Consider the following 19,912-nt stretch of genomic DNA (forward strand, 5'->3'; position numbering starts at 1 on the left):
CCGAGGTAGCACGAACCCTGTGATCTCGACCGCGAACCGGCATGCACCAGGCCGCGGGCAAACGCCATACCATCCCCCTCTCCCTTCGGGAGAGGGCCGGGGTGAGGGCTTGCGTGCACGCGTCCCTCATCCGGCCCTGCGGGCCACCTTCTTCCGCGGGGAGAAGGGAGAGACATACTTGACCGATTTGCTTGGTCTTTAAATGCACAGTCGCATTGCGTACACTGCCGGCATATTTGCGAGGAGTCCCCATGAGCGCCATCACCGTCACCGACGCAGCCCACGATTACCTCGCCGACTTGCTGGCGAAGCAGAACACCACCGGCATCGGCATCCGCATCTTCATCACCCAGCCGGGCACGCCCTACGCGGAGACCTGCATCGCGTACTGCAAGCCGGGCGAGCAGAAGCCCGACGACATCCCGCTGGGCCTCAAGAGCTTCACCGCCTGGATCGATGCCCTCAGCGAGCCGTTCCTCGAGGACGCCGTGGTCGACTACGCGACCGACCGCATGGGCGGCCAGCTGACCATCAAGGCGCCGAACGCCAAGGTGCCGATGGTCAACGAGGACAGCCCGCTTAACGAGCGCATCAACTATTACCTGCAGACCGAGATCAACCCCGGGCTGGCCAGCCACGGCGGGCAGGTCACCCTGGTGGACATCGTCGAGGAAGGCGTGGCGGTGCTGCAGTTCGGCGGCGGCTGCCAGGGCTGCGGGATGGTCGACATGACCCTGAAGGACGGCGTCGAGAAGACGCTGCTCGAGCGCATTCCCGAGCTGAAGGGCGTGCGCGACGTGACCGACCACAGCAACCGCGAAAACGCCTATTACTGATCGGCCCCCGGCCGCCCGCGTGCGGCCGGGGCAAGCACTTCAGCGCCTTCTTCGGGCCCTTTTGTGCTTCCTCTTTGTGGCGATATGCCAGTATATTCGGCAAGGCGCGCCAAGGTCGGTGCAGCCCCGCCGGGCCGGTGCCGGCACCGAGAGGTCGTTCAATGCCCGTCACCTCCGTACTCATCTGTGATGACTCGAGTCTCGCGCGCAAGCAATTGCTGCGCGCGCTGCCGGGTGGCTGGAATGCCGAGATCGAACAGGTCAGCGACGGCCGCGAGGCCATAGAGCGGATCCAGCAAGGCGGGATCGAGCTGCTCTTCCTCGACCTGACCATGGAGGAGATGGATGGCTTCCAGGTGCTGCAGGCCCTCGACGCGCAGGAAATCCGCCTGCCGGTGATCGTGATCTCGGCCGACATCCAGGACGAAGCGGTGCGCCGCGTGCTCGACTACGGTGCGCTGGCCTTCCTCAAGAAGCCCGTCGATGCCGAGCAGCTGCACCAACTGCTGGCCAGCCATCGGCTGATCGATCCGCACACGGCGTTGGCGGAGCGTTCTTCGGACCAGCCGCTTCCCTTCCGTGAGGTCTTCGCCGAGGTGGTGAACGTCGGCATGGGCCGTGCCGCGGCGCTGCTGGCCCGCGTGCTGGGCGTCTACGTGCAGCTGCCGATCCCGAACGTGAACATGCTCGAGGTGGGCGAGCTGCAGATGGCGCTGGAAGACGCGGCACGCGGCGAGAAGCTCACCGCCGTGTGCCAAGGCTACATCGGCAGCGGCATTGCCGGCGAGGCGCTGCTGATCTTCCACGATTCCGAAGTGGACGACATGGCCCGTTTGATGCAGCTGCAGCGCTACCAGGAAATGGAGATGCTGCTCGACCTGTCCAGCCTGCTGATCAGCGCCTGCCTCAGCGGCATCGCCGAGCAGATCGGCGTGGTGTTCTCCCAGGGCCACCCGCAGGTGCTCGGGCAGCGCGCCTCCATCTCCGAGCTCATCCACCTGAACCGGCAGCGCTGGAACAAGACGCTGGCGGTCGAGATCAGCTACAGCCTCGAAGGGCACGACATCCATTTCGACCTGCTGCTGCTGTTCACCGAGGATTCGGTCGGCCTCCTGTCCCGCAAACTGTCCTACCTGATGAACTGACATGACCGACGCGCTCGATCTAGGCGAATTTCACTGGATGCTGGCGATCGTCCAGAGCATCGACGTCGGCGTGGTCGTGTTCGACCGCGACTACCGCGTCGAGGTGTGGAACACCTTCATGGAAAACCGCTCCGGGCGCCTGCCGGCCGACGCGCGCCTGCAGTCGTTCTTCTCGCTGTTCCCCGAAGTGGAGGAGCAGTGGTTCCGGCACAAGGTCGAGAGCGTGGCGACACTCGGCACCCCGTCGTTCACCATCTGGGAACAGCGGCCCTATCTGGTGCGGTTCAAGAACTACCAGCCGATCACCGGGCTGGAGGACTTCATGTACCAGAACACCACGCTGCTGCCGCTGAAGGCCACCAGCGGCGAGATCGAGCACATCGGGCTGATCATCTACGACGTCACCGACGTGGCGATCAACCGCAAGCGCCTGCAGAAAGCCAACGAGGAACTGCAGTGGCTGTCGAGCACCGATCGGCTCACCGGGCTGTTCAACCGCGGGCACTGGGAGGAGCGGCTGCGCCAGGAGCATCTGCGCCACAGCCGCTACGGCGGACGCGCCGCGCTGGTGATGTTCGACATCGACCATTTCAAGCGGATCAACGACACCTATGGCCATCAGGCCGGCGACCGGGTGATCCGCACGGTGGCCGACGTGATGCGGGCCGGCATGCGCGACACCGACGTGGCCGGCCGCTATGGCGGCGAGGAGTTCGCCCTGCTGCTGCCGGACACCGACTGCCGCGGCGCCGCGATGGTCGCCGAGCGCCTGCGCCAGGCGGTGGAGAGCCTGGTGGTGGAGTACCAGGAACAGGACATCCGCTTCACCATCAGCCTGGGCGTGGCCGACCTGTCGCTGCCGACGACCACCCATGCCGAGCTCATCGAACGCGCCGACGCGGCCCTGTACCGCTCCAAGAGCGCAGGGCGCAACCGGGTGACGCTTCAGGAATGCTGAGCCGGCGCGCCGCGCCGCAGGCCCGCCGGGAACAGGTGCACCAGTACCACCAGGGCCAGCACCGGCAGCACGCCGAGGTTCACCGCCTCCCAGCCGAGCCCGGTGACCAGCGCGCCTGAACCGAACGACATGATCGCCGCCATCGAGCCGTTGCCGAGCTCCATCAGGCTCTGAGCCTGGCTGCGCTCTTCCGGCGCGTGCCCGGCCCCGAGCAGGGTGGTGCCGGCCACCAGCATGAGGTTCCAGCCCATGCCCAGCAGCAGGCTGCTGACCAGGAAGTGCGGCTGCGTCAGGCCGCTGAGCGCGACCAGCGCGCTGGCGGCGATCAGTGCGGCGCCGAGCCAGGCGACGCGGCGGCCGCCGAGGCGGTCGACCAGCGGCCCGGCGATGAACGCCGGCAGGAACATGCCGAGCATGTGCCACTGGATCACCTCGGCGCCGGTCTCGATGTCGAAGCCGCAGAAGCTCATGGCCAGGGGCGTGGCGTTCATCACCAGCACCATCAGTCCATGTCCGACGGCGGTCGTCAGCATCGCCGCGCGAACCACCGGGCGGCGCAGCAGCCCGCGCGGGCCGCTCGACGCCATGGCGCCGGCCGCCGGCGGTTGTTCCCGGCGCAGTCCGGAGACGGCGAGCCAGCCGAGCAGTGCCAGCAGGCTGACCAGCAGGTAGGCGCCGGCGAAGGGGACCGGCAGGGCGTTGCGCGCGGCCTCGCCGAGCGACGGGGTGGCCAGCGCGGCGATCACGCCGCCGCCGATGACCCAGGCCGTCGCGCGTCCCTTGAAGGCGTCGCCGACCGACTCCAGGGCGGCGAAGCGGTAGTACATCGCGGAGGCCTGATAGCCCCCGAGCAGCAGGGCGCCCAGGCACAGCAGGGCGAAATCCGCGTGGGCGACCGCCACGGCCAGCAGCAGGCCGGCGACGACCCCGGCGCCTGCGCCCAGCTGGAAGCCGGCCCGGCGCCCGGCACGCTGCATGCGCCGGGCCAGCGGCTGCAGCGTCAACAGATGCCCGAGCACGGTGAGCGCCAGGGGCAGGGTGGCCAGCGTTCGATCCGGTGCCAGCTGCAGGCCGACGAGCGACGTCAGGGTGATGCCGATCATCGCGCACGACCAGAACAGCGCCTGGGCAAGGAAGAGCCGGACGATCTGCCCGTTCAGGTAGCCGTTCATGCCTGGTCTCCCGGTTCGCTCTTCGTGCTTGCGCGCTCGGTGGAAGCCGGGCAGGCCGCCGGCCTGATCGGGCGACGCACCAGTTCGCCGCCGCAGTTGGGGCAGGCGCCCAGCCGCGCCGCGCAACGGTCGCAGAAGGTGCACTCGTACGAGCAGATCGTCGCCAGGTGGGAATCGGGCGGCAGGTCGCATCCGCAACCTTCGCAGCGGGGTTTCATCAGCAGCATGGTCGGTCCTTGTCAGCCGAAGCGGGCGGTGAGTTCCTGAGGGCTTACGGAAAGGTGCTTGCGGAACGCGCGGCGCATGTTTTCCGGGTGGCCGAAGCCGGTCAGCCGGGCCACCGTGGCGACCGACGTCCGGGCGCCGAGCAGCAGGCTGCGAGCGGCCTCCAGGCGCACGCGCTCGACGTAGCGGCCGGGGCCCATGCCCAGCTCGCGGCTGAACAGCCGGCAGAGGGTCCGCGGCGTCATGTGCACGCGCTCGGCCAGGGCCTCGATCGACAGGTCGCCGGTGAGGTTGGCGGGAATCCATTCGAGCAGTGCGGCCAGACGGTCGCGCGCGCCGCCGCTGGGCGCGAGCAGGGGGCTGAACTGGGCCTGGTCGCCGGGCCGGCGCAGGAACATCACCAGGCGCTGCGCAACGGCCAGCGCCAATGCGCGCCCCAGGTCCGCTTCGACCAGCGCCAGCGCGAGGTCGATGCCGGCGGTCACGCCGGCCGAGGTGAACAGGTGGCCGTCGGCCGGGTCGAGCGGGTCGTAGGTATGCAGCCGGTCGCCCTGCACTTCGACGTCCGGGAACTGGTTGCCGAGCGCGTCCACATCCGCCCAGTGGGTGGTCGCCCGGCGGCCGTCGAGCAATCCGGCCGCGGCGAGCACCAGCGCCCCCGAGCACACCGATCCCAGGCGTCTGACCTGCGGCTCGGCCAGGCGCAGCCAGGCGAGCAGGGCGTCGTTGTGCATCTGCGCCTCGACGCCATGGCCGCCGGGCATCAGCAGGGTGTCGATCTCCACCGCGGAGGTCGATGGCCAGAGGGCGTCGGGGCAGAGGCGAATGCCGCAGGATGTGGCGACGGGCGCCAGGGCCTCGGCGAGCAGCCGGATGCGATACGCGGGTGGCTGGCCCTGACGCTCACGCTCGACGTTGGCCGAGGCGAACACCTGCATGGGGCCGGTGACGTCCAGGCTCATGACGTCCGGGTAGATCAGGCAGGCGACGGTACGGAGCGGGCTCATGCGACACCTCGTGGGCGGGGAGTCGCCGCAGTGTCACCGGAGTGCGGGAGGTGCGCAATGACAAGGATCCCACGGATCTTGCCACTCGCGCGGGAAGGCATGGCGCCGGCGGGGCCGGCGCCATCTCGGTCACTCTTCCTTTTCGGAGGTGTTGCGCATCAGTATCTCGATGGCCGCGACCATCTCGTCGATGGCTTCGCGGTATTGCGCGGGATTGTTTTGGGTTTCCGCCTGGTCGGCGTGGGTACGTGCGGCAGTGAGGTGGTCACGAACGGATGAATAGTCGCCCAGCATGTTGATGTCTCCTGGTCTGGATGGTTGATGACCGGTTGTATCCGCCTGGCGGTGTCGGCCGACCCGCCTGTCTATCTAGTGACACGGGCCCGTGGCGCGGGTTCGGGCCGGGCGTCAGCGGGCGCGGGGATGATTCGGTGCCTTGGCCCAGGTGATGTTGCTGCAGCGTGGGCAGGCGGCCTGCCCGCCACTGTCCAGCGGCTGCGGGAAGCCGCAGTGCGTGCAGGCATAGATCCCGCTGGCCGGCACGGTGTCGTACTGCACGCTGAGTTCTGGCGGCAGCACCGGTAATCCGGGGCGCACGTCGGCCGAATCGAAGAAAAACAGGCTCACGTTCCCGTCGATTTCGAGAATGCCGAGGCGCACCTGGCCAAGATGCTCCACGCCCTGCTGGCGCAGCTCCATGAAGAATTCGTCGGAAGAGATGTTCATCCGGTCCAGATTCCGGAGCTCGTACAGGCCATCGCGGATGATGAGGATGGGTTGCCCTTCGAGCAAGGCGCCGAAGCGCGGAAACAGCCCCATGAACCAGACGCTCAGGCGGTACAGCACCAGCAGCGTGACGAACACGGTGGCGATCGGCAGCAGCGGCACGTCTTCGTAGAAGGCGACGTCGCCGGCGGCCGAACCCAGCGTGAGGATGATCAGCACCTCGAACAGCGAGAGCTGACGAATGCCGCGCCGCCCGGATATGCGCAGGAACAGGAAGACCACCCCGAAGGAGAACAGGGTGCGCATCGCCACTTCGCCGAGGAATAGCAGGTCGAAGTTGTCGAGCAGGATGCGCTGCCAATCGAAGGGGACGGTCATCGGCCGCGGGCGTCAGGCGCCGGTGCCAGGCTGGTAAGGCATGGACCAGGGCGCCAGCAGGTGGCCGTCCTTGCTGAGCTCGAGCCGCGCCTGCTCCAGCATGCCGGCGAGATGGACCGGGTCGGCATACTGGCTGCGGGCGATGTGGGCGATGGAAAGCAGGGCATTGCCGAGGTCGTCGACGACCTTCAGCGAGAAGCTGACGTCGTCCAGGTCGACCACCGTCTCGGCGCGCAAGGGCAGGAAGGCCATTTCGCTGATGCCGGTGGCTTCCTCGAGCGACAGGGGAACGTGAGGCATGGGCGCGTATCCTCGATCAGGCGCTGGCAGGGTCGACGCGGTAGGACAGCTCGATGCCGTCGCCGCTTCCATCGCCGATGACCGACCCCTGAGTCGGCTCGGCATGCACCGGGCGCCCGGGATAGGCCTCGCACAGATGCTGCCTGGCCGCCTCGGCGATGCGCTCGATCAGGGCGGTGGTCTGCGCGTCGCGCGGCACGACGAAATGCAGCGTGACCCGCAGTGCTTCCGAGCCTTGCGGAAGATCGGCGAGCCCGCAGCTGTTCCACTGGTCGTTTACGTAGGCCTCTGCGCCTTTCATGGATGTCCTCCTGGCTGCGTACAGGAGTTCAGACACGGATGGGTGCCGCGGATTCACTCGCGTGGGCACCGTTTGCTTGCGTGGGAGGCCCGCCCTCGCGGCGATGCTCTTGTGGTCTCGACCGAACTGGTGGCCTGAAGCGGAGCGCCGCCGGGCCACGACTCGCGTCCCGGCCAACTACGCGCCTGCAGGGCTCATCGGCTTGCGTGGGAGCAACTGTCTCGACCAGAACGAATCCCGATCGCCGTTCGCAGCCAAGGTCGCTCGGCCCCAGTCGCCGCGAGGGCACGCAATCCACACGGACGTGGTGAATGCCGCAAGCCCGTCGGGAACGGGCGCGGCCTCCCACGGGATTCGACGGGCACCGTTTGCTTTCGTGGGAGGCCCGCCCTCGGGGCGATGCTCTTGTGGGAGTGGTCTCGACCGCGAACGGCCCGCGCATGGCGCCAAGCCAACCCAGAGGGCAGGGGGGAGTGCAGCCACATCAGCCCCACGCGCGCGTCAGCTCGCACGCTTCTTTCCCTTTTCCCTTTTCGCCGGATGCAGTGCATGCTCTCGCCCGCTGTCGCCGCAAGGCATGTCATCCGGTTAGAGGTAGTCGAGTCGTGAGAAAGAAGAAGCCAGTGGACCCCATTCGGCAGGCAGAGAAGAATCGGGCCCACCGGATCGGCTGGCTGATCGCCCTGGCGGGGATCGTCTGCGGGTTCGTGCTGTTGGCCTTGAAATCCGGCGCCTAGCCCATCGCCTCTCGCCTCGTTTTCGGGCGCTGGTGATAGTGATCGGCCTGGTTGCTGCTGAAGTGCGGGAGCAGCCAGTGGCTGATCCAGTGCAAGAGGCGCTCGGCCTTGGGTGATCCGCTCTGGTAGGCCAGGTGATGGGCGTTGCGCACGTCGATCCAGATCGTCGGCCGCGGCTGGTTGCCGAAGGCGATGCCCTCGATACGGCAGTGTTCATGCAGCGCCTTGAGGTCGTCCTCGTAGCCGAGCACCTGCGCCAGGGCCGGCCCTTCGAGCAGCAGCACGCCATCCGGACGATGCAGCACCGGGATGACGTGACCGTCGAAGGCCAGGTGGTGTAGGTCGGACATTCCGTTATCTCCCCCTTGATCGGCATCTCCGGCGCCGGCCCCGCGGCTGCGCCCGCGTGGCGCGCGCGAGTCTCTCATCGCCCGGCAAGGTACCCGGGCAGATCGGTCCGCGTGGCCACGAGCCACTGAAATGCCATCGCCATCGATGAAAGCATGTATTTCATCTTAAATACAAGCGAATGTTCAATAAAGCATGGAAGCGGAATTTAACGTCCGCGTCCATGAACGAAAAAACCGAATTTGCCCAGCGCCTGCGCAGCGCCATGCTCGCTGCCGGCTACCCCGATCGGCCTGCCGTCCTGGAGAGGGAATTCAATTCCCGCTACTGGGGGCGGTCGGTGACGTTCCAGGCCGTGTCACGCTGGCTGGGGGGCAAATCCATTCCCTCCCAGGACAAGCTGCAAGTGATCGCACAATGGCTGAAGGTCGAACCCCAGGCGCTGCGTTATGGCGAACAGGCCGCGTCGGCCATTCGCGAGCAGCGGGGCCGGTGGGAAGATCCGGCGTTCTATCCCGAGCGTGAAGCCATCGAGGCCTTCCTTGCGCTGCCCGCCGAGCAGCGCAAGGTGGTCCGCGACGTGATCAAGGCCTTCGCCAAGGCGAGCCAGGCCCCAGTGGCGGATGGCAAGAAAGGCCGCTGATTCCGGCGTTGCGTGGTGGTGAGTCGAGCAAGGCGCCTGCGGAACCGGCCCGCGGCCAGTGCCTTGTGGGGAGGCGGCCAGCTTGCATGGCCGCGGTAATCAGGGCGGCGCCACTCCATTCATCAGACCGAGCTCACGATCTGCTCGCGCGGCCATTGGTTCATGCCAGAGCATGGCCATCTCGTAGCGGGGCTTCCAACCACCTGTAGCGTGGTGCTGCGCTGTACCAGCCGTTCGGGAAGCAAGCATGGCCGCCACCAGGTCCGTGCTTTCCAGCACCGCGACATCGTGCAGGCCGGTTAGCGATCGAGACCCACGAACGAAACCCCGTCGCCCCGGCGCAGGCCGGGGCCCAGTTGCCCCCTGCGGATGCCTGCCAGGCACCTGGATACGGGCCTGCGCCGTATGACGTCCGGCGCCCTCCCAAAGAAGAGAAGGGCTCAGTGCGTGACGATATGCACCCGGTGCACGCGGCTGTCGCGTCGGCCGGCGCGGTCGTTGGCGGCGCGGCCGGGGATGGCGCCTTCGCCGGCGCGCAGGTCGCCCAGGCTGGTGTCGTCCGCCTCGCTCAGCCCGGTGCTGCTTTCGGTGGCTTCCGGATAGCCGGTGGTCAGTGCCTCGGTGCTGGCGGTCAGCGGGCGGGCGTCGCCGGCCTTCCAGTTGGCGCTGCGCTCGTCGATGTCGATGGCGCCGTGGCGCTGCAGCACCTCTTCGACAGGATCGGCATCGGCCTCGTCGGGCAGGGTCACGGTAACGATGGTCGAGCCGCGCCGCATCGCCTCCGGAAAGTCGCGCGCGTGCCGGGTGTGCTCGCTGCCGAACACCGAATGGAAGAAGTCGCTGACCAACTGGCTGACCGAGTCGCGCGACTCCGCGGCGGCGTCCACCCGGCTCGCCATGATGGTTTTCGGATTGCTCGAGGCGGACAGGCGCACGTCGTCGGCGGGAATGCCGGCGTCGAGCAGGTCGTGCTTGGCTTGTTCGGCGTCGTCGTAGCGGTCGAAGGCGGCAATCAGAATCTGGGACATCGAAGCGCTCCTGCAGGCCGGTGGCGGGAAGGCGGCGAGCCGAACGGCATGCGGCACCGCCGATGTGCGAACGTCTGCTGTATTGGTCGCATCCGGCCGGCCAATGGTTCATGCGCGTTCCTTACCGGACATCGAAGCGGTGCCGGGCAGCGCTTCGGCAGGGCCCGAACGGGGGCGCTGCGCTCCATCCGTCGCACCGCTTCGTCTGCCGCGCAGCGCTCTATTGAGCGGGTTGCAGGGGCGGGCGTAGAATCCGCGCGCTCAGGTCGTAGCATCACACCCTCGCACCCAGACACCCTCCGTCGCGCCAGGCGTTTTCCGCCTCGGGGCCGCACGGTCCGTGCGCGCGTGCCCGTGTGTGAATCTTCCCTTTTCGCTCATTCCGGACGGTGACCCGCGGCGCAGGCCGGCGGGCGACGACTCCCGTGCGGCATGCGCACCTTGCAGACATCGCCCGAATGAACCCATCCGCGCAAACGCGTGCCGGTGGCTGGATCAGCGTGATCGCGCTGGCCCTGGCCGCCTTCATCTTCAACACCACCGAGTTCGTGCCGGTGGCGCTGCTGACCGACATCGGCGCGAGCTTCGCCATGACGCCGGCCCAGGCCGGCCTGATGCTGACGCTCTATGCCTGGGTGGTGGCCCTGATGTCGCTGCCGATGATGCTGCTGACGCGCAACATCGAGCGACGCCGGTTGCTGGGCTTCGTGTTCCTGCTGTTCATCGGCAGCCACCTGCTGTCCAGCGTGGCCAGCAGCTTCGGCATGCTGATGCTGAGCCGCATCGGCATCGCCCTGGCGCATGCGGTGTTCTGGTCGATCACCGCGTCGCTGGCGGTGCGGGTGGCGCCCGAGGGGCGGCAGGCGCAGGCGCTCGGCCTGCTGGCGACCGGCAGCGCGCTGGCGATGGTGCTCGGCATTCCGCTCGGGCGGGTGGTGGGCGAGGCGCTCGGCTGGCGCACTACCTTCCTGGCCATCGGCGGCGTGGCGACCCTGACCATGCTCTGCCTGATGAAGGCGCTGCCGCTGCTGCCGAGCCAGAATTCCGGCTCGCTGCGCAGCGTGCCGATGCTGTTCAGGCGGCCGCCGCTGGTGGTCGTCTACCTGCTCACCGTGCTGGTGATCACCGCGCACTTCACCGCCTACAGCTACATCGAACCCTTCGCCCAGCGCATCGCCGGCCTGAGCGGGGAGATGACCACCGGCCTGCTGCTGCTGTTCGGTGGCGCGGGCATCCTCGGTTCGCTGCTGTTCAGCCGCTACAGCACGCGCTACCCGCGCGGCTTCGTGATCGCCGCGCTGGCGGTGCAGGCGCTGTGTCTGCTCCTGCTGCTGCCGGCCTCGCGCGACGCCTCCTGGCTCGGCGCGCTGGCGGTGGTCTGGGGCATCGCCGGAATGTGCTTCGGCCTGTCGCTGCAGGCGCGCGTGCTGGCGCTGGCGCACGACGCCACCGACGTCGCCATGTCGATGTTCTCCGGCATCTACAACATCGGCATCGGCGGCGGCGCCTTGCTCGGCAGCCTGGTGAGCAGCCACCTCGGCCTGCCGAACATCGGCATGGTCGGCGGCCTGCTGGCGCTCGGCGGCCTGCTGCTGTGCTGCTTCGCCACCTACCGCCTGGCCCGGCCGGCGGCGCCCACGGCGATGTGAACGCCCGGTCCGAAAAGGGTGGTCCGGCGTGATCGCTTTGCGCCAAGATCGCGTCCTGCACCCTCGAGGATGACCGCTGGGGAGACGCGCGGATGGAGAAGGCACACGCAAGGACGGCCGCCCTGGCCAAGCTGGCGGAGGCGGATGGGAAGCTCGAGCGGCTGCGCGCCATCGAGCCCTATCTCATCGATCTGTCGCTGCGCGAGAATCCGACCGGCGCGCCGGTCGGCCAGACCCTGGCGGACAAGCTGGCGATCTTCCCCGAACTGCGCGCCTTCGGCTTCACCAACATCCTGCTCGGCACGCTTGACTACGCCTTCCCGGAAGAGCCGGAAGTCGACGACCAGTTCATGAGCCACCTGCGGACCAGCGGCGCCCGGCTCGATGGCTGTTTCGCCGCCACCGCCGTCGGCCTGTGCTCCGCCGACGGGATCTTCGTCCCCGACACCTCGCAGCTCAAGCTCCAGGCCTACGGGGTGCCGAACACCCTGCACGAGATCTACCTGAGCCGCGAGGGCATGGCCGGCCTCTACGACTTCGCCACCCTCGAGCGCAGCCTGCCGGCGAGCATCGACTGGCTGCTGGCGCACATCGTTGGCGACGCCGGCGGCCAGCCGCGCATCATCGTCAACATCGTCGATGGCTGCGACGCGCTGATCGAAGACCCGGAAAGTACCTTCCGCATCCTCGAACTGCTGGCCGGCCTGCCGATCGAGGGGGTGAGCCTCGAGGACGACCGCGGCACCTACCTGCCGTTCCAGGTCGGCGCCTGCGTGGCCGCGGCCCGGGCGCTGCTGCCGCCACCGCTCAAGCTGCTGGTGCACGTACACGCCGGTGCCGGCTTCGAGAACGCCTCGGTGATCGAGGCGCTGCTCAACGGCGCCGACGGCGTGTGGGGCGGGCTGGCGAAGCCGGCGGCAGTGATCGGCCACGCGTCGCTGGGCGAGCTGATCGCCAACCTCGCGCGCCTCGGCAACCGGTACATGCAGGGCTACCGGCTCGAGCGGCTGGCGCCATTGGTCAACGCCCTGCAGCAGCTCGACGACGCGCAGCCGTTGGCGGACGACACGCCGATCTTCGGGCGCAACGCCTACCGCCTGCCGCTGAGCGCCTTCCGCCAGCGTGCCGGGCGCTTCATGGACCTGCCGCCGGAAACCATCGGCGGCAGCTACCGCTATCGCATCTGCCCGGTGGTCAGCGACCCGCCGGTGATCGCCGGGCGCCTGGCGGAAGTCACCGGACGGCCGGTGGCGAGCTTCCCGACCACGGTCATCCGCCGCATGATCGCGCTCATGCGCCAGGACTTGCGCGCCGGCAAACGCATCGCCTACGACCGCCCCGACGAATTGCTCAAGCTCTACACCCGGGCGCTGGCCTGACCCACTTCCCAAAGCAGGTCAGCGCCATCCTCGCCGATGCGGCCAGCCGCCCGCGCGACCTGCTGGCGCGTTTCGGCGGCGTGCTGCTGCCGGACACCGACGCCGCCGCCGCACGGGTGGTGGCCGAGCGCTGCCGCCAGGCCCTGTGCGCCGCCGAGCTGGCTCATGAAGACTCGCCGCTGGGCCAGCGGGTGACCCTGAGCATGGGCGTGGGCACGCGGGTGCCCGACCGCGGCATGGCGCGCATGGCCTTTCTCGAACAGGTCGACCGGCTGCTCTACCAGGCCAAGCGGGCCGGGCGCGACGGCCTGGTCGCCGGACAGGGCCGCTCAGAACAACGCGAACAGGCCCGCCAGCAGGCCACCGGCCAACGGCAGGCCGAGCACCAGGCGCGGCGCGTAGGGCAGCAGCAGGAGCAGCGCCAGGCCGGCCAGGGAGATCAGCCCGAACCAGGCGACCAGCGCCATGCCGCCCGGCCAGACGAAGCTCGCGGCATAGCCGGCGAGCACCAGCAGCAGGGCGCCGAGCGGCCGGCACAGCCGCTGCCAGCGCGGTGACAGGCGTGCGCTGCCGAGCTGCTTCCAGTGCCGGTCCATGCCCAGGCAGAGGCCGAGCATGCCGGCATAGGCCAGCGCCAGGCTGGTCATCAGGGCGGGGGCGCTCATCGTTCGGCTCCTGCGATCTGCACGGCGGGTGTGCGTCGAGCACGGCTGGTCGCGATTCGTGGCAGCTGCCAGGCGACCCAGGCGAGCGTGGCGCCGAGGAGCAGGGCGGTGACGTCCAGTCCGAGGCGCGCCCTGTCCGCCGCGCCGGGGGCCAGCAGCAAGTCCAGCAGCGGCAGGGCGACCCCCAGCGCGGCGGCAACGAACAGCTGCTCGCGCCAGGCCTGCAGCGGCGCGCGCAGGCGCGCATGCGCCAGGCTCAGCAGCCAGACGCCGAAGAACAGCCGCAGCTCCCAGAATTCGCGCCCGGCCAACTCCGCCGGCAGCAGCCGGTTGCCCCACAGCAGCGCGGCGCAGGCCAGCGACAGCCCGGCCACCGCCGCCACGTTGAGGCTCTCCACCAGGCGCAGGAAGGCCCGGCCTTCGCTGGAGTCGGCCTTGACCTGGCGGCGCTTCTTCACCGTGTAGAGCACCAGCCCGCTGGCGATCATCACGCAGCTGACCAGCCCGCAGAGGAAGTACAGCCAGCGCATCGGATAGCCGCCGAACTGGGCGAAATGCAGCCCGGCGATCACCCGCTGGGTCAGCAGGCTAGGGCGCGACGGCTCGGGCGCGTCGAGCAGCCTGCCGCTGACGCCGTCGAACACCATGCCTTCGCCCTTGGTCAGCTCGATGCGGCTGCCGAGCAGCGGACGCACCGTCACCCGGGCATCGGCGCGCCCGGGATTGCTCACCGAGAGGCCGGCGACCATGCCTTCGCCATAGTGCGCCTCGCCGCGCTCGATGAAGCCGGCCAGCGGCAGCAGCTCGGCCGCCGGCGCCTGCGGGCGGGCGCCTTCGCCGCGCCCGCGCGGCTGCCCCTGTTCGGCCCCCGCTCGTCGCGCCCCGCCACCCGCTTGCTGCGCCTGTTCGGCACCCGGGCGCGACTCGCGGAACATCGCCTGGCGGTCGCCGTCGTACAGCGCGTCGACCGCGGCCGGCATGTAGATCGCCGAGAAGATCGCCAGCCCCGAGTAGGTGATCATCAGGTGGAACGGCAGCAGCAACACCGCGCTGGCGTTGTGGCCGTCCAGCCAGGAGCGCTGGCCCTTGGCCGGGCGGAAGGTGAAGAAGTCCTTGAAGATCTTCTTGTGGATGATCACGCCGCTGATGATCGCCACCAGCATGGCCATGGCCGCGAAGCCCACCACCCAGATGCCGATCATGCGCGGCAGGTGCAGGGTGTAATGAAAGTGGAAGAAGAAGTTGCCGCCGACCGTTTCGCGCACCGGCAGCGCCTCGCCGGTCGCCGGGTCGAGCTGGGTGCGCTCGCCGCGCCGCTGTTCGCCGCTGGAAACCGACAGCTGCGGCGCACGTTCGGTGGGCAGGCCGATGTTCCAGCCGGAGGCCTGCGGCTTTTCCCGCTCGAGCCAGCGCTGCGCGACCTCGGCGGCCTGCGCCTGGCCGAGGCCGCGATCACTCAGTTCGGGCTGCATCCACCAGTCGATCTCCTTGTCGAACACCGCCAGGGTGCCGGTCAGGAAGATGGCGAACAGCGCCCAGCCGAGCAGCAGGCCGGCCCAGGTATGCAGCCACGACATGGACTGGGTCAGCGAACGCTGGCGCTCCATCAGCGCATCCCCCCGAGCAGCTGCGGCCAGAATGCGATCGCCGCCAGCGGCACGCTCAGCGCCACCCCCGCCAGCACCTGCCCCAGCGTGCGCGCGGAAAACGCCCAGAGCACGAACACCAGGTAGACCACGAACGACAGCAGCGTGGCGACCGCCGCCGCGTCGTAGCGGGCGAAAGGCAGCAGCCGGGCCAGGGTGGCGGTGGTGGCGTAGGTGAAGGCGTAGCCGCCGAGGATGGCGGCCAGGACGCGGACGATCACTGGCCAACGTGAGTGGATGGCTTTCATCGATGATTCTCTTGGGTGATCAGCCGTAGCGCGGGTAGCAGCGATGCCGACAACATCGGCCCGTGGCCAAGGCCGGCGAGTTCGCGATAATCGACTTGCATCCGTGGATAGGTAGACAGCCGCTCAGCCATTCGCCGAGCTGCATCGGCAGGAACGGCGGCCATGGCCCTGGCCCGCGCCGACGGCATGTCGTCCGCCGCGCGTGGACGGGTTTCGCCAGTACCACGCAGGATCAGGAGCCGCGCAGCCGTATCGACCGGTAGTTCCTTTTCGGTCCGCAGCAGCAAGCCGGATTGCCACCACAACGAAGGCTCGGCCGCGACATAGGTCTGGAATGCCTGTGGGCGGGTAAACAGGGCGTTGAGCACGAAGGCGCCGCCATAGGAGTGGCCCCATAGGCCTTGGCGTTGCGGGTCGACCGGGTGGTGCAGCGCAACGTGGGGCTTGATTCGTTGTTCGATCAAATCGAGAAACTGGGCGGCGCCCCCAGCCGGGCGCCGCCGCTCTTCATCCTCCAGCAGCGGCTGGCCGGGCTGCGGCGCCGGGGTATAGTCGTAGACACGCGCATCGACATCGAAGCGCAACTCGGTGGCATAGCCGATCATCACCAGCAACGGCGGACCGCGTTCATCCATTTCCGCCAGCCAGTCTTCGCGCAGCTCCGCGTTCACTGCATTGCCGTCCAGTAGATAGAGCGCCGGATAGCCTTCGGCAGGCGCGGCGCGTTTGGGCACGGCCAGGTGGATGCGGTAGTGGCGGCGCCCGTCGGTGGAGTCCAGTTCGAAGCGCTCGAAGCGGTAATACGCCGACCCGGTGTCGGCAAGCGTCGGGCCGACCTTCTGGCTGAGATCGGGCCTGGCCAGGGTGATCAATGGCAGGCAGCCAAGCGCAATCCACCCCCAATGCTTCATGGCCGTTTCATGCCTGCTCGAGTGGATGATGGACCGCCGTTCCGCAGTCCTCGACAACCTTCACCTTCAGCTCGCGCTTCTCGATCCACTCCTTCAGCCGGCTGACCTGCGCCCTGTTCGACAGGCCGTCCTGACGTTGCGGATGGACGTAGCCGCGCCACATCAGCATCTGCAGGGATTGGGAGAGCATGCCCAGGTTTTCGGAGAAGACAGGCAACTGCCTCAATTCGTCGAAGGTGGCCGGACGCTCGGCCAGTCTTTCCAGCAAAGGAGAAAAAATCTCGCCAGGGCCCTGGATGTTCCCTATGGGCGTAGCGAAAACCACGCTGCCTGAACGAGGCGCGCCGGGTAAAAGCTGGAACCGAAACGAGCCCACCCGCTCCAGATGCTCCTGCGCCGACAGGCGCGCGGGGGCGCGCTGAAACAGATCCTGGCGCTGGTGCTGATTTCTGGCCAGGTCCTTCACCATTTCTCTCAAAGCGGGTGAAGTAAGGGTCGACAGCACAGGCTGCACCGCACCGGGGATGGAAAGGCCGTCCAGGTTTTCGAACGTGCTGGCGCTGCCCAGATAGACGACGCCAGCCTGCGCGACCAGCCGATGCAGGTCGACCGAATGCTGCGGCCTCCAGTGATCGTTCAGGAAATCATGGGCCAGATAGGAGGCATTCTTCTGCTTGAGTGCCTCCAATCTAGCGCCGAAGTTCGGCTGGTCCACGAATACTCCGGCAGCGTCCAGTTGGCTGACGAAATCGAGGCCGGCTCGAATGTTCTGCTCGGATGTGCCGGGCAGGTGTTGCGCGAGGTCATTCAGCAGCTTCTGCACGGGTATCATCTGGGTTGCCCCCGGATGACACATGTAATGCAGATAAAGCAGGCCTCTGGGCTTCAATGATCTGGCCGCTATCTGCAGGATGCTTTTTTGCTGGTTTGGCGCAATCCAGGACCAGACGCCGTGGCTCACGACGAAATCGAAGAACAGGTTGTTTTCCTGCGAAAACTGGGCGAAGTCGGCATGGATGAAACGAATGTTTTTCAAGCCGATGAGCCGGGCAGCATCCTTTGCGATGGCCAGGTGAGCCTCATTGAAATCCACGCCCACGAACTGGCCCTGCGGATTGGTGGCTGCGGCAATCAGCAAGTTGATGCCCGTGCCGCAACCTAGTTCGCAGTAAGCGTAGGGTTTGTTGATATCGGGTGCCGCCGCGCCCAGAAAGTGCACGAGGCTGGCTAGCCAGACGGGTTGTATTTCCTTGTGGAAATGGGGTGGGTAGGGCACATCCACCACGTATCCGGTTTCCTTATGCATGCCGTCTTAACCTCTGAAGCCGAGCCAACTGAAAACCCGCCAGAACCTGAGTCTGCCTGCCCAACCATCGAGAACGGGCCCAACATGCAAATGCTCCCTGCCAGACGCAAGTTCGACAGGGAGCATCGACATCGATGGATCAGAACGCCTGGGTCAGGGAGAAGATGTACCGCCTGCCATCCAGGTTGTAGGCGTAATCGTCGTCCGTGGTGACTTCTTTGTTGGTCACGTTGTACACGCCTGCCTTCAGGCTGAGGTCCCGGTTCGGCCGGAATACCATGCCGATGTCCACGAAGCTGTAGGCCGGGTACTGGATTCCATTGGTGTCGGAACCGCTGGTACCGGTCTGCCAGCGGCCGGAGGTCTTGCCGCGGTAGTTGTACTGTGTCCAGAAATTGAGGCGATCGGTGGCCTGCCAGTCCAGCGAGGCGTTGAACATGTGCTTGGCCGTGTCGTTGAGCGGCTCGCCCTTGTATTCACCCGATTTCTGCTCGGTCTCGGTGTAGGTGTAGCTGTGGCGGTAGATCAGGTTGTCGAGGATGTTGTAATCGAGCGTGAACTCGATACCACGCAGTTCCGCCTCGTCCACGTTCTCGTACGCGGTATAGCCGTACTGGTGGGCCGGGTAGAAGGTGCCGTTGTAATAACAGGGTTGGTTCTGCAGGCAGACGCGGCCGGTACGGTTGATCTTGTCCTCGTAATCGATCACGTAAGCCGTCAAGGTGGTGAGCAGGCCGAGTTCCTGATTCTCGTAGGCAATGCCGATTTCGCGGTTCAGGCTGGTTTCCGGTTTCAGATCCGGGTTGCCGATGATCACGCCACCCATGGAAGTGGAACCGAAATCGGTGGCGCTGGAGCGCAGGTCCGGTGCCTTGTATCCGGAGGTGACGCCGCCCTTGAGCGTGAAGTTGTCGTTCAGGTGGTAGACGGCGTAGACCTTGGGGCTGAACTGGCCGCCGAAGGCCTGGTTGTCGTCGTAGCGTCCGCTCAGGGTCAAGGTGAGATCATTGGTCAGGCTCCAGTTGTCTTCGAGGAAGATGGAGTTCTGGTATCGGTTCATCTCGACGGTAGCGTTTGCGTCCGGAACTACCGGCTCGCGCAGACCATTGGAGTTGTCTTCCAGGTTTTCGTACTTATGGGTCAGGCCACCGGTAATGGCGTGGGCGCCGATGAAGCGGGTCGCCTGCGTGTTGGCCGTGATCACTTCGTACTCGATGCCCTTGCCGGTCACGGAGTTCGTGGTGGTCGGATTCTCCGAGTGGTCGTAATTGACGTACGACTTCAGCAGCAGACCGTCGTAATTGCCTTCATGATCGATGAAGAAGTTTCGCTTGATCGACTCGCTGTAAGTCGGATCCGACGTTTCGTCCAGACTCCTTCCGGGATTGTGCCAGCGCTCCTGCTTGGTATAGGTATGCCCGACGGTCAGGGCGTTCTGGTCGTTGACGTTCCAGGACAGCTTCGCACCGGCATTGCGCTTCTCGTATTTCGGGTCGGCTGACGCGCTGTCGCTTCCACCGACGAAGCGGCTCTCGTCCTGATCGTGGAAGGCACCGGTCAACTGCAGGCCCAGCACGTCCTGAATCAATGGCATGTTCAGGTAGGCGCTGGTCTGGAAGGTGTTCTCGTTGACCTTGTTGGAGCTGTCGGCCAACGTGTATTCGCCGGTGATGCTGCCGGTCAGCTCGTTGGCCACCTTCTTGGTGATGATGTTGATCACGCCACCCATGGCATCGGAACCATAGAGCGCGGATGCCGGACCGCGGATCACCTCGATCCGCTCGATGGCCTCGATCGGCGGCAGGAAGTTGATCGGCGTGCCAGCCTGCGAACCGCGCTGGGAGAAGGCATCGTTGCCCTGTGCCGGGCGGCCGTCGATCAGGAACAGCGTATAGGCCGAGGTCATGCCCCGGATCATGATGGACTGTTCGACGCCACCCCCGGCGATCTGCACGCCGGCGACGTTCTTCAATGCGTCGGTGATGTCCGTGTAGGACCGCTTCTTCAGTTCCTCGGCGCTGATGACAGAGATGGTCGCCGGCGCATCCTTGATGTTCTGCTCGAAGCCGGCGGCGGTGACCACCGTGGTCGGCTGCAGCTCTAGCGGTTCCTGAGCCCAGGCCGTGTTGCCCATCGAGGCCGCCATCGCGACCGCGCACGCCAATCTGTGTCGACTGAAAACCATCATTTCCGCTCCCGTGACCACATTCCGTTGGGCGGGCGACCCGTACCCGCGGATCGCGCGCAGGGCGGCAGCCCTACCTCACCGTCGTCCCGGCGCAAATGCTAGTTATTCTCATTCGA

The 19,912-nt window shown here is 66.9% G+C and carries 22 protein-coding genes and 1 pseudogene; 8 read left to right on the plus strand and 15 right to left on the minus strand.

The window, feature by feature from the left end; all coding sequences use genetic code 11:
* Window positions 1-251: 251 nt before the first annotated feature.
* The 3 genes from nfuA (at window position 252) to H610_RS0118130 (ending at window position 2,939) form a co-directional block, all read left to right on the plus strand.
* Window positions 252-836: a Fe-S biogenesis protein NfuA gene (nfuA, locus tag H610_RS0118120; RefSeq protein WP_028240970.1), complete on the plus strand. Its 585-nt coding sequence runs from the start codon at window positions 252-254 to the stop codon at window positions 834-836.
* Between the two features lie 161 nt (window positions 837-997).
* Window positions 998-1,981, plus strand: a complete 984-nt coding sequence (locus H610_RS0118125; RefSeq protein ID WP_028240971.1) for a response regulator — start codon at window positions 998-1,000, stop codon at window positions 1,979-1,981.
* 1 nt (window position 1,982) lies between these two features.
* The gene (locus H610_RS0118130; protein WP_028240972.1) at window positions 1,983-2,939 is read left to right on the plus strand and encodes a sensor domain-containing diguanylate cyclase; all 957 of its coding nucleotides are present in this window, start codon (window positions 1,983-1,985) and stop codon (window positions 2,937-2,939) included.
* On the opposite strand, the gene H610_RS0118135 is transcribed toward H610_RS0118130, so the two are convergent.
* The 7 genes from H610_RS0118135 to H610_RS0118165 all read right to left on the minus strand — a co-directional run bounded on the left by H610_RS0118135 (window position 2,927) and on the right by H610_RS0118165 (window position 7,048).
* Window positions 2,927-4,111: an MFS transporter gene (locus H610_RS0118135; protein ID WP_028240973.1), complete on the minus strand. Its 1,185-nt coding sequence runs from the start codon at window positions 4,109-4,111 to the stop codon at window positions 2,927-2,929. The genes H610_RS0118130 and H610_RS0118135 overlap by 13 nt on opposite strands.
* On the minus strand, window positions 4,108-4,338 hold the full coding sequence (locus H610_RS0118140) for a DUF1272 domain-containing protein (protein ID WP_028240974.1): 231 nt from the start codon (window positions 4,336-4,338) through the stop codon (window positions 4,108-4,110). The genes H610_RS0118135 and H610_RS0118140 overlap by 4 nt, the downstream gene beginning before the upstream one ends.
* A 12-nt stretch (window positions 4,339-4,350) precedes the next feature.
* Window positions 4,351-5,343, minus strand: coding sequence for a GlxA family transcriptional regulator (locus H610_RS0118145; protein WP_028240975.1), 993 nt, complete (start codon window positions 5,341-5,343; stop codon window positions 4,351-4,353).
* 129 nt (window positions 5,344-5,472) lie between these two features.
* Window positions 5,473-5,637 (minus strand): hypothetical protein, encoded by a 165-nt coding sequence (locus H610_RS25835; RefSeq protein WP_169338866.1) that lies wholly within the window; start codon window positions 5,635-5,637, stop codon window positions 5,473-5,475.
* 114 nt (window positions 5,638-5,751) lie between these two features.
* A complete protein-coding gene (locus tag H610_RS0118155) occupies window positions 5,752-6,447 on the minus strand; it encodes a DUF421 domain-containing protein (protein WP_028240976.1) in 696 nt (231 codons plus the stop codon).
* Between the two features lie 12 nt (window positions 6,448-6,459).
* Entirely contained in the window at window positions 6,460-6,747 is a 288-nt protein-coding gene (locus tag H610_RS0118160) for a hypothetical protein (RefSeq protein ID WP_028240977.1), read from the minus strand.
* A gap of 16 nt (window positions 6,748-6,763) precedes the next feature.
* Window positions 6,764-7,048 (minus strand): hypothetical protein, encoded by a 285-nt coding sequence (locus tag H610_RS0118165; protein WP_028240978.1) that lies wholly within the window; start codon window positions 7,046-7,048, stop codon window positions 6,764-6,766.
* 605 nt (window positions 7,049-7,653) lie between these two features.
* On the opposite strand from H610_RS0118165, the gene H610_RS26090 reads away from it, so the two are divergent.
* Window positions 7,654-7,785, plus strand: a complete 132-nt coding sequence (locus H610_RS26090; RefSeq protein WP_256380916.1) for a hypothetical protein — start codon at window positions 7,654-7,656, stop codon at window positions 7,783-7,785.
* Here the strand turns inward: H610_RS26090 and H610_RS24175 are convergent.
* Complete coding sequence (locus H610_RS24175) at window positions 7,782-8,135, minus strand: BRO-N domain-containing protein (RefSeq protein WP_201768377.1); 354 nt, start codon at window positions 8,133-8,135, stop codon at window positions 7,782-7,784. The two genes, H610_RS26090 and H610_RS24175, sit on opposite strands and share 4 nt — an antisense overlap.
* Before the next feature lie 221 nt (window positions 8,136-8,356).
* Between H610_RS24175 and H610_RS0118180 the strand changes: the two genes are divergently transcribed.
* Window positions 8,357-8,776 (plus strand): transcriptional regulator, encoded by a 420-nt coding sequence (locus tag H610_RS0118180; protein WP_028240979.1) that lies wholly within the window; start codon window positions 8,357-8,359, stop codon window positions 8,774-8,776.
* 440 nt (window positions 8,777-9,216) lie between these two features.
* On the opposite strand, the gene H610_RS0118185 is transcribed toward H610_RS0118180, so the two are convergent.
* Complete coding sequence (locus H610_RS0118185) at window positions 9,217-9,804, minus strand: hypothetical protein (RefSeq protein ID WP_028240980.1); 588 nt, start codon at window positions 9,802-9,804, stop codon at window positions 9,217-9,219.
* A gap of 458 nt (window positions 9,805-10,262) precedes the next feature.
* Here H610_RS0118185 and H610_RS0118190 point away from each other — a divergent pair, with 458 nt between their 5' ends.
* The 3 genes and pseudogenes from H610_RS0118190 to H610_RS26170 form a co-directional block, all read left to right on the plus strand.
* Entirely contained in the window at window positions 10,263-11,453 is a 1,191-nt protein-coding gene (locus H610_RS0118190) for a sugar transporter (RefSeq protein ID WP_028240981.1), read from the plus strand.
* Window positions 11,454-11,545: 92 nt separating this feature from the next.
* Window positions 11,546-12,832, plus strand: coding sequence for a beta/alpha barrel domain-containing protein (locus H610_RS0118195; RefSeq protein WP_028240982.1), 1,287 nt, complete (start codon window positions 11,546-11,548; stop codon window positions 12,830-12,832).
* A gap of 62 nt (window positions 12,833-12,894) precedes the next feature.
* A pseudogene (locus H610_RS26170) lies at window positions 12,895-13,086 on the plus strand (sensor domain-containing diguanylate cyclase); the annotation flags it as partial.
* 75 nt (window positions 13,087-13,161) lie between these two features.
* On the opposite strand, the gene H610_RS0118205 reads toward H610_RS26170, so the two are convergent.
* From H610_RS0118205 to H610_RS0118230, 6 genes are all read right to left on the minus strand, one after another.
* Complete coding sequence (locus H610_RS0118205) at window positions 13,162-13,497, minus strand: DUF3325 domain-containing protein (protein WP_051231863.1); 336 nt, start codon at window positions 13,495-13,497, stop codon at window positions 13,162-13,164.
* Window positions 13,494-15,104 (minus strand): PepSY-associated TM helix domain-containing protein, encoded by a 1,611-nt coding sequence (locus H610_RS0118210; protein ID WP_028240985.1) that lies wholly within the window; start codon window positions 15,102-15,104, stop codon window positions 13,494-13,496. The genes H610_RS0118205 and H610_RS0118210 overlap by 4 nt, the downstream gene beginning before the upstream one ends.
* Window positions 15,104-15,391, minus strand: a complete 288-nt coding sequence (locus H610_RS0118215; protein ID WP_028240986.1) for a hypothetical protein — start codon at window positions 15,389-15,391, stop codon at window positions 15,104-15,106. Before H610_RS0118215 ends, H610_RS0118210 begins: the two co-directional genes overlap by 1 nt.
* Window positions 15,388-16,302, minus strand: coding sequence for an alpha/beta hydrolase (locus H610_RS0118220; protein ID WP_028240987.1), 915 nt, complete (start codon window positions 16,300-16,302; stop codon window positions 15,388-15,390). Before H610_RS0118220 ends, H610_RS0118215 begins: the two co-directional genes overlap by 4 nt.
* 7 nt (window positions 16,303-16,309) lie before the next feature.
* A complete protein-coding gene (locus tag H610_RS24180) occupies window positions 16,310-17,608 on the minus strand; it encodes a class I SAM-dependent methyltransferase (protein ID WP_043238998.1) in 1,299 nt (432 codons plus the stop codon).
* Between the two features lie 139 nt (window positions 17,609-17,747).
* Window positions 17,748-19,742, minus strand: coding sequence for a TonB-dependent receptor domain-containing protein (locus tag H610_RS0118230; RefSeq protein ID WP_084166503.1), 1,995 nt, complete (start codon window positions 19,740-19,742; stop codon window positions 17,748-17,750).
* Between the last annotated feature and the right edge of the window lie 170 nt (window positions 19,743-19,912).

It is taken from the genome of Stutzerimonas azotifigens DSM 17556, from assembly GCF_000425625.1.
Lineage (GTDB): Bacteria > Pseudomonadota > Gammaproteobacteria > Pseudomonadales > Pseudomonadaceae > Stutzerimonas > Stutzerimonas azotifigens.

Coding starts and splice junctions, on each gene's coding strand:
- H610_RS0118230 (WP_084166503.1), bottom strand. CDS start 19,742: ATGGGCAACACGGCCTGGGCTCAGGAACCGCTAGAGCTGCAGCCGACC.
- H610_RS0118155 (WP_028240976.1), bottom strand. CDS start 6,447: ATGACCGTCCCCTTCGATTGGCAGCGCATCCTGCTCGACAACTTCGAC.
- H610_RS0118205 (WP_051231863.1), bottom strand. CDS start 13,497: ATGAGCGCCCCCGCCCTGATGACCAGCCTGGCGCTGGCCTATGCCGGC.
- H610_RS25835 (WP_169338866.1), bottom strand. CDS start 5,637: ATGCTGGGCGACTATTCATCCGTTCGTGACCACCTCACTGCCGCACGT.
- H610_RS0118160 (WP_028240977.1), bottom strand. CDS start 6,747: ATGCCTCACGTTCCCCTGTCGCTCGAGGAAGCCACCGGCATCAGCGAA.
- H610_RS0118125 (WP_028240971.1), top strand. CDS start 998: ATGCCCGTCACCTCCGTACTCATCTGTGATGACTCGAGTCTCGCGCGC.
- H610_RS0118135 (WP_028240973.1), bottom strand. CDS start 4,111: ATGAACGGCTACCTGAACGGGCAGATCGTCCGGCTCTTCCTTGCCCAG.
- H610_RS24175 (WP_201768377.1), bottom strand. CDS start 8,135: ATGTCCGACCTACACCACCTGGCCTTCGACGGTCACGTCATCCCGGTG.
- H610_RS0118195 (WP_028240982.1), top strand. CDS start 11,546: ATGGAGAAGGCACACGCAAGGACGGCCGCCCTGGCCAAGCTGGCGGAG.
- H610_RS0118145 (WP_028240975.1), bottom strand. CDS start 5,343: ATGAGCCCGCTCCGTACCGTCGCCTGCCTGATCTACCCGGACGTCATG.
- nfuA (WP_028240970.1), top strand. CDS start 252: ATGAGCGCCATCACCGTCACCGACGCAGCCCACGATTACCTCGCCGAC.
- H610_RS24180 (WP_043238998.1), bottom strand. CDS start 17,608: ATGCATAAGGAAACCGGATACGTGGTGGATGTGCCCTACCCACCCCAT.
- H610_RS0118165 (WP_028240978.1), bottom strand. CDS start 7,048: ATGAAAGGCGCAGAGGCCTACGTAAACGACCAGTGGAACAGCTGCGGG.
- H610_RS0118185 (WP_028240980.1), bottom strand. CDS start 9,804: ATGTCCCAGATTCTGATTGCCGCCTTCGACCGCTACGACGACGCCGAA.
- H610_RS0118190 (WP_028240981.1), top strand. CDS start 10,263: ATGAACCCATCCGCGCAAACGCGTGCCGGTGGCTGGATCAGCGTGATC.
- H610_RS0118140 (WP_028240974.1), bottom strand. CDS start 4,338: ATGCTGCTGATGAAACCCCGCTGCGAAGGTTGCGGATGCGACCTGCCG.
- H610_RS0118210 (WP_028240985.1), bottom strand. CDS start 15,104: ATGGAGCGCCAGCGTTCGCTGACCCAGTCCATGTCGTGGCTGCATACC.
- H610_RS0118215 (WP_028240986.1), bottom strand. CDS start 15,391: ATGAAAGCCATCCACTCACGTTGGCCAGTGATCGTCCGCGTCCTGGCC.
- H610_RS0118220 (WP_028240987.1), bottom strand. CDS start 16,302: ATGAAGCATTGGGGGTGGATTGCGCTTGGCTGCCTGCCATTGATCACC.
- H610_RS0118130 (WP_028240972.1), top strand. CDS start 1,983: ATGACCGACGCGCTCGATCTAGGCGAATTTCACTGGATGCTGGCGATC.
- H610_RS0118180 (WP_028240979.1), top strand. CDS start 8,357: ATGAACGAAAAAACCGAATTTGCCCAGCGCCTGCGCAGCGCCATGCTC.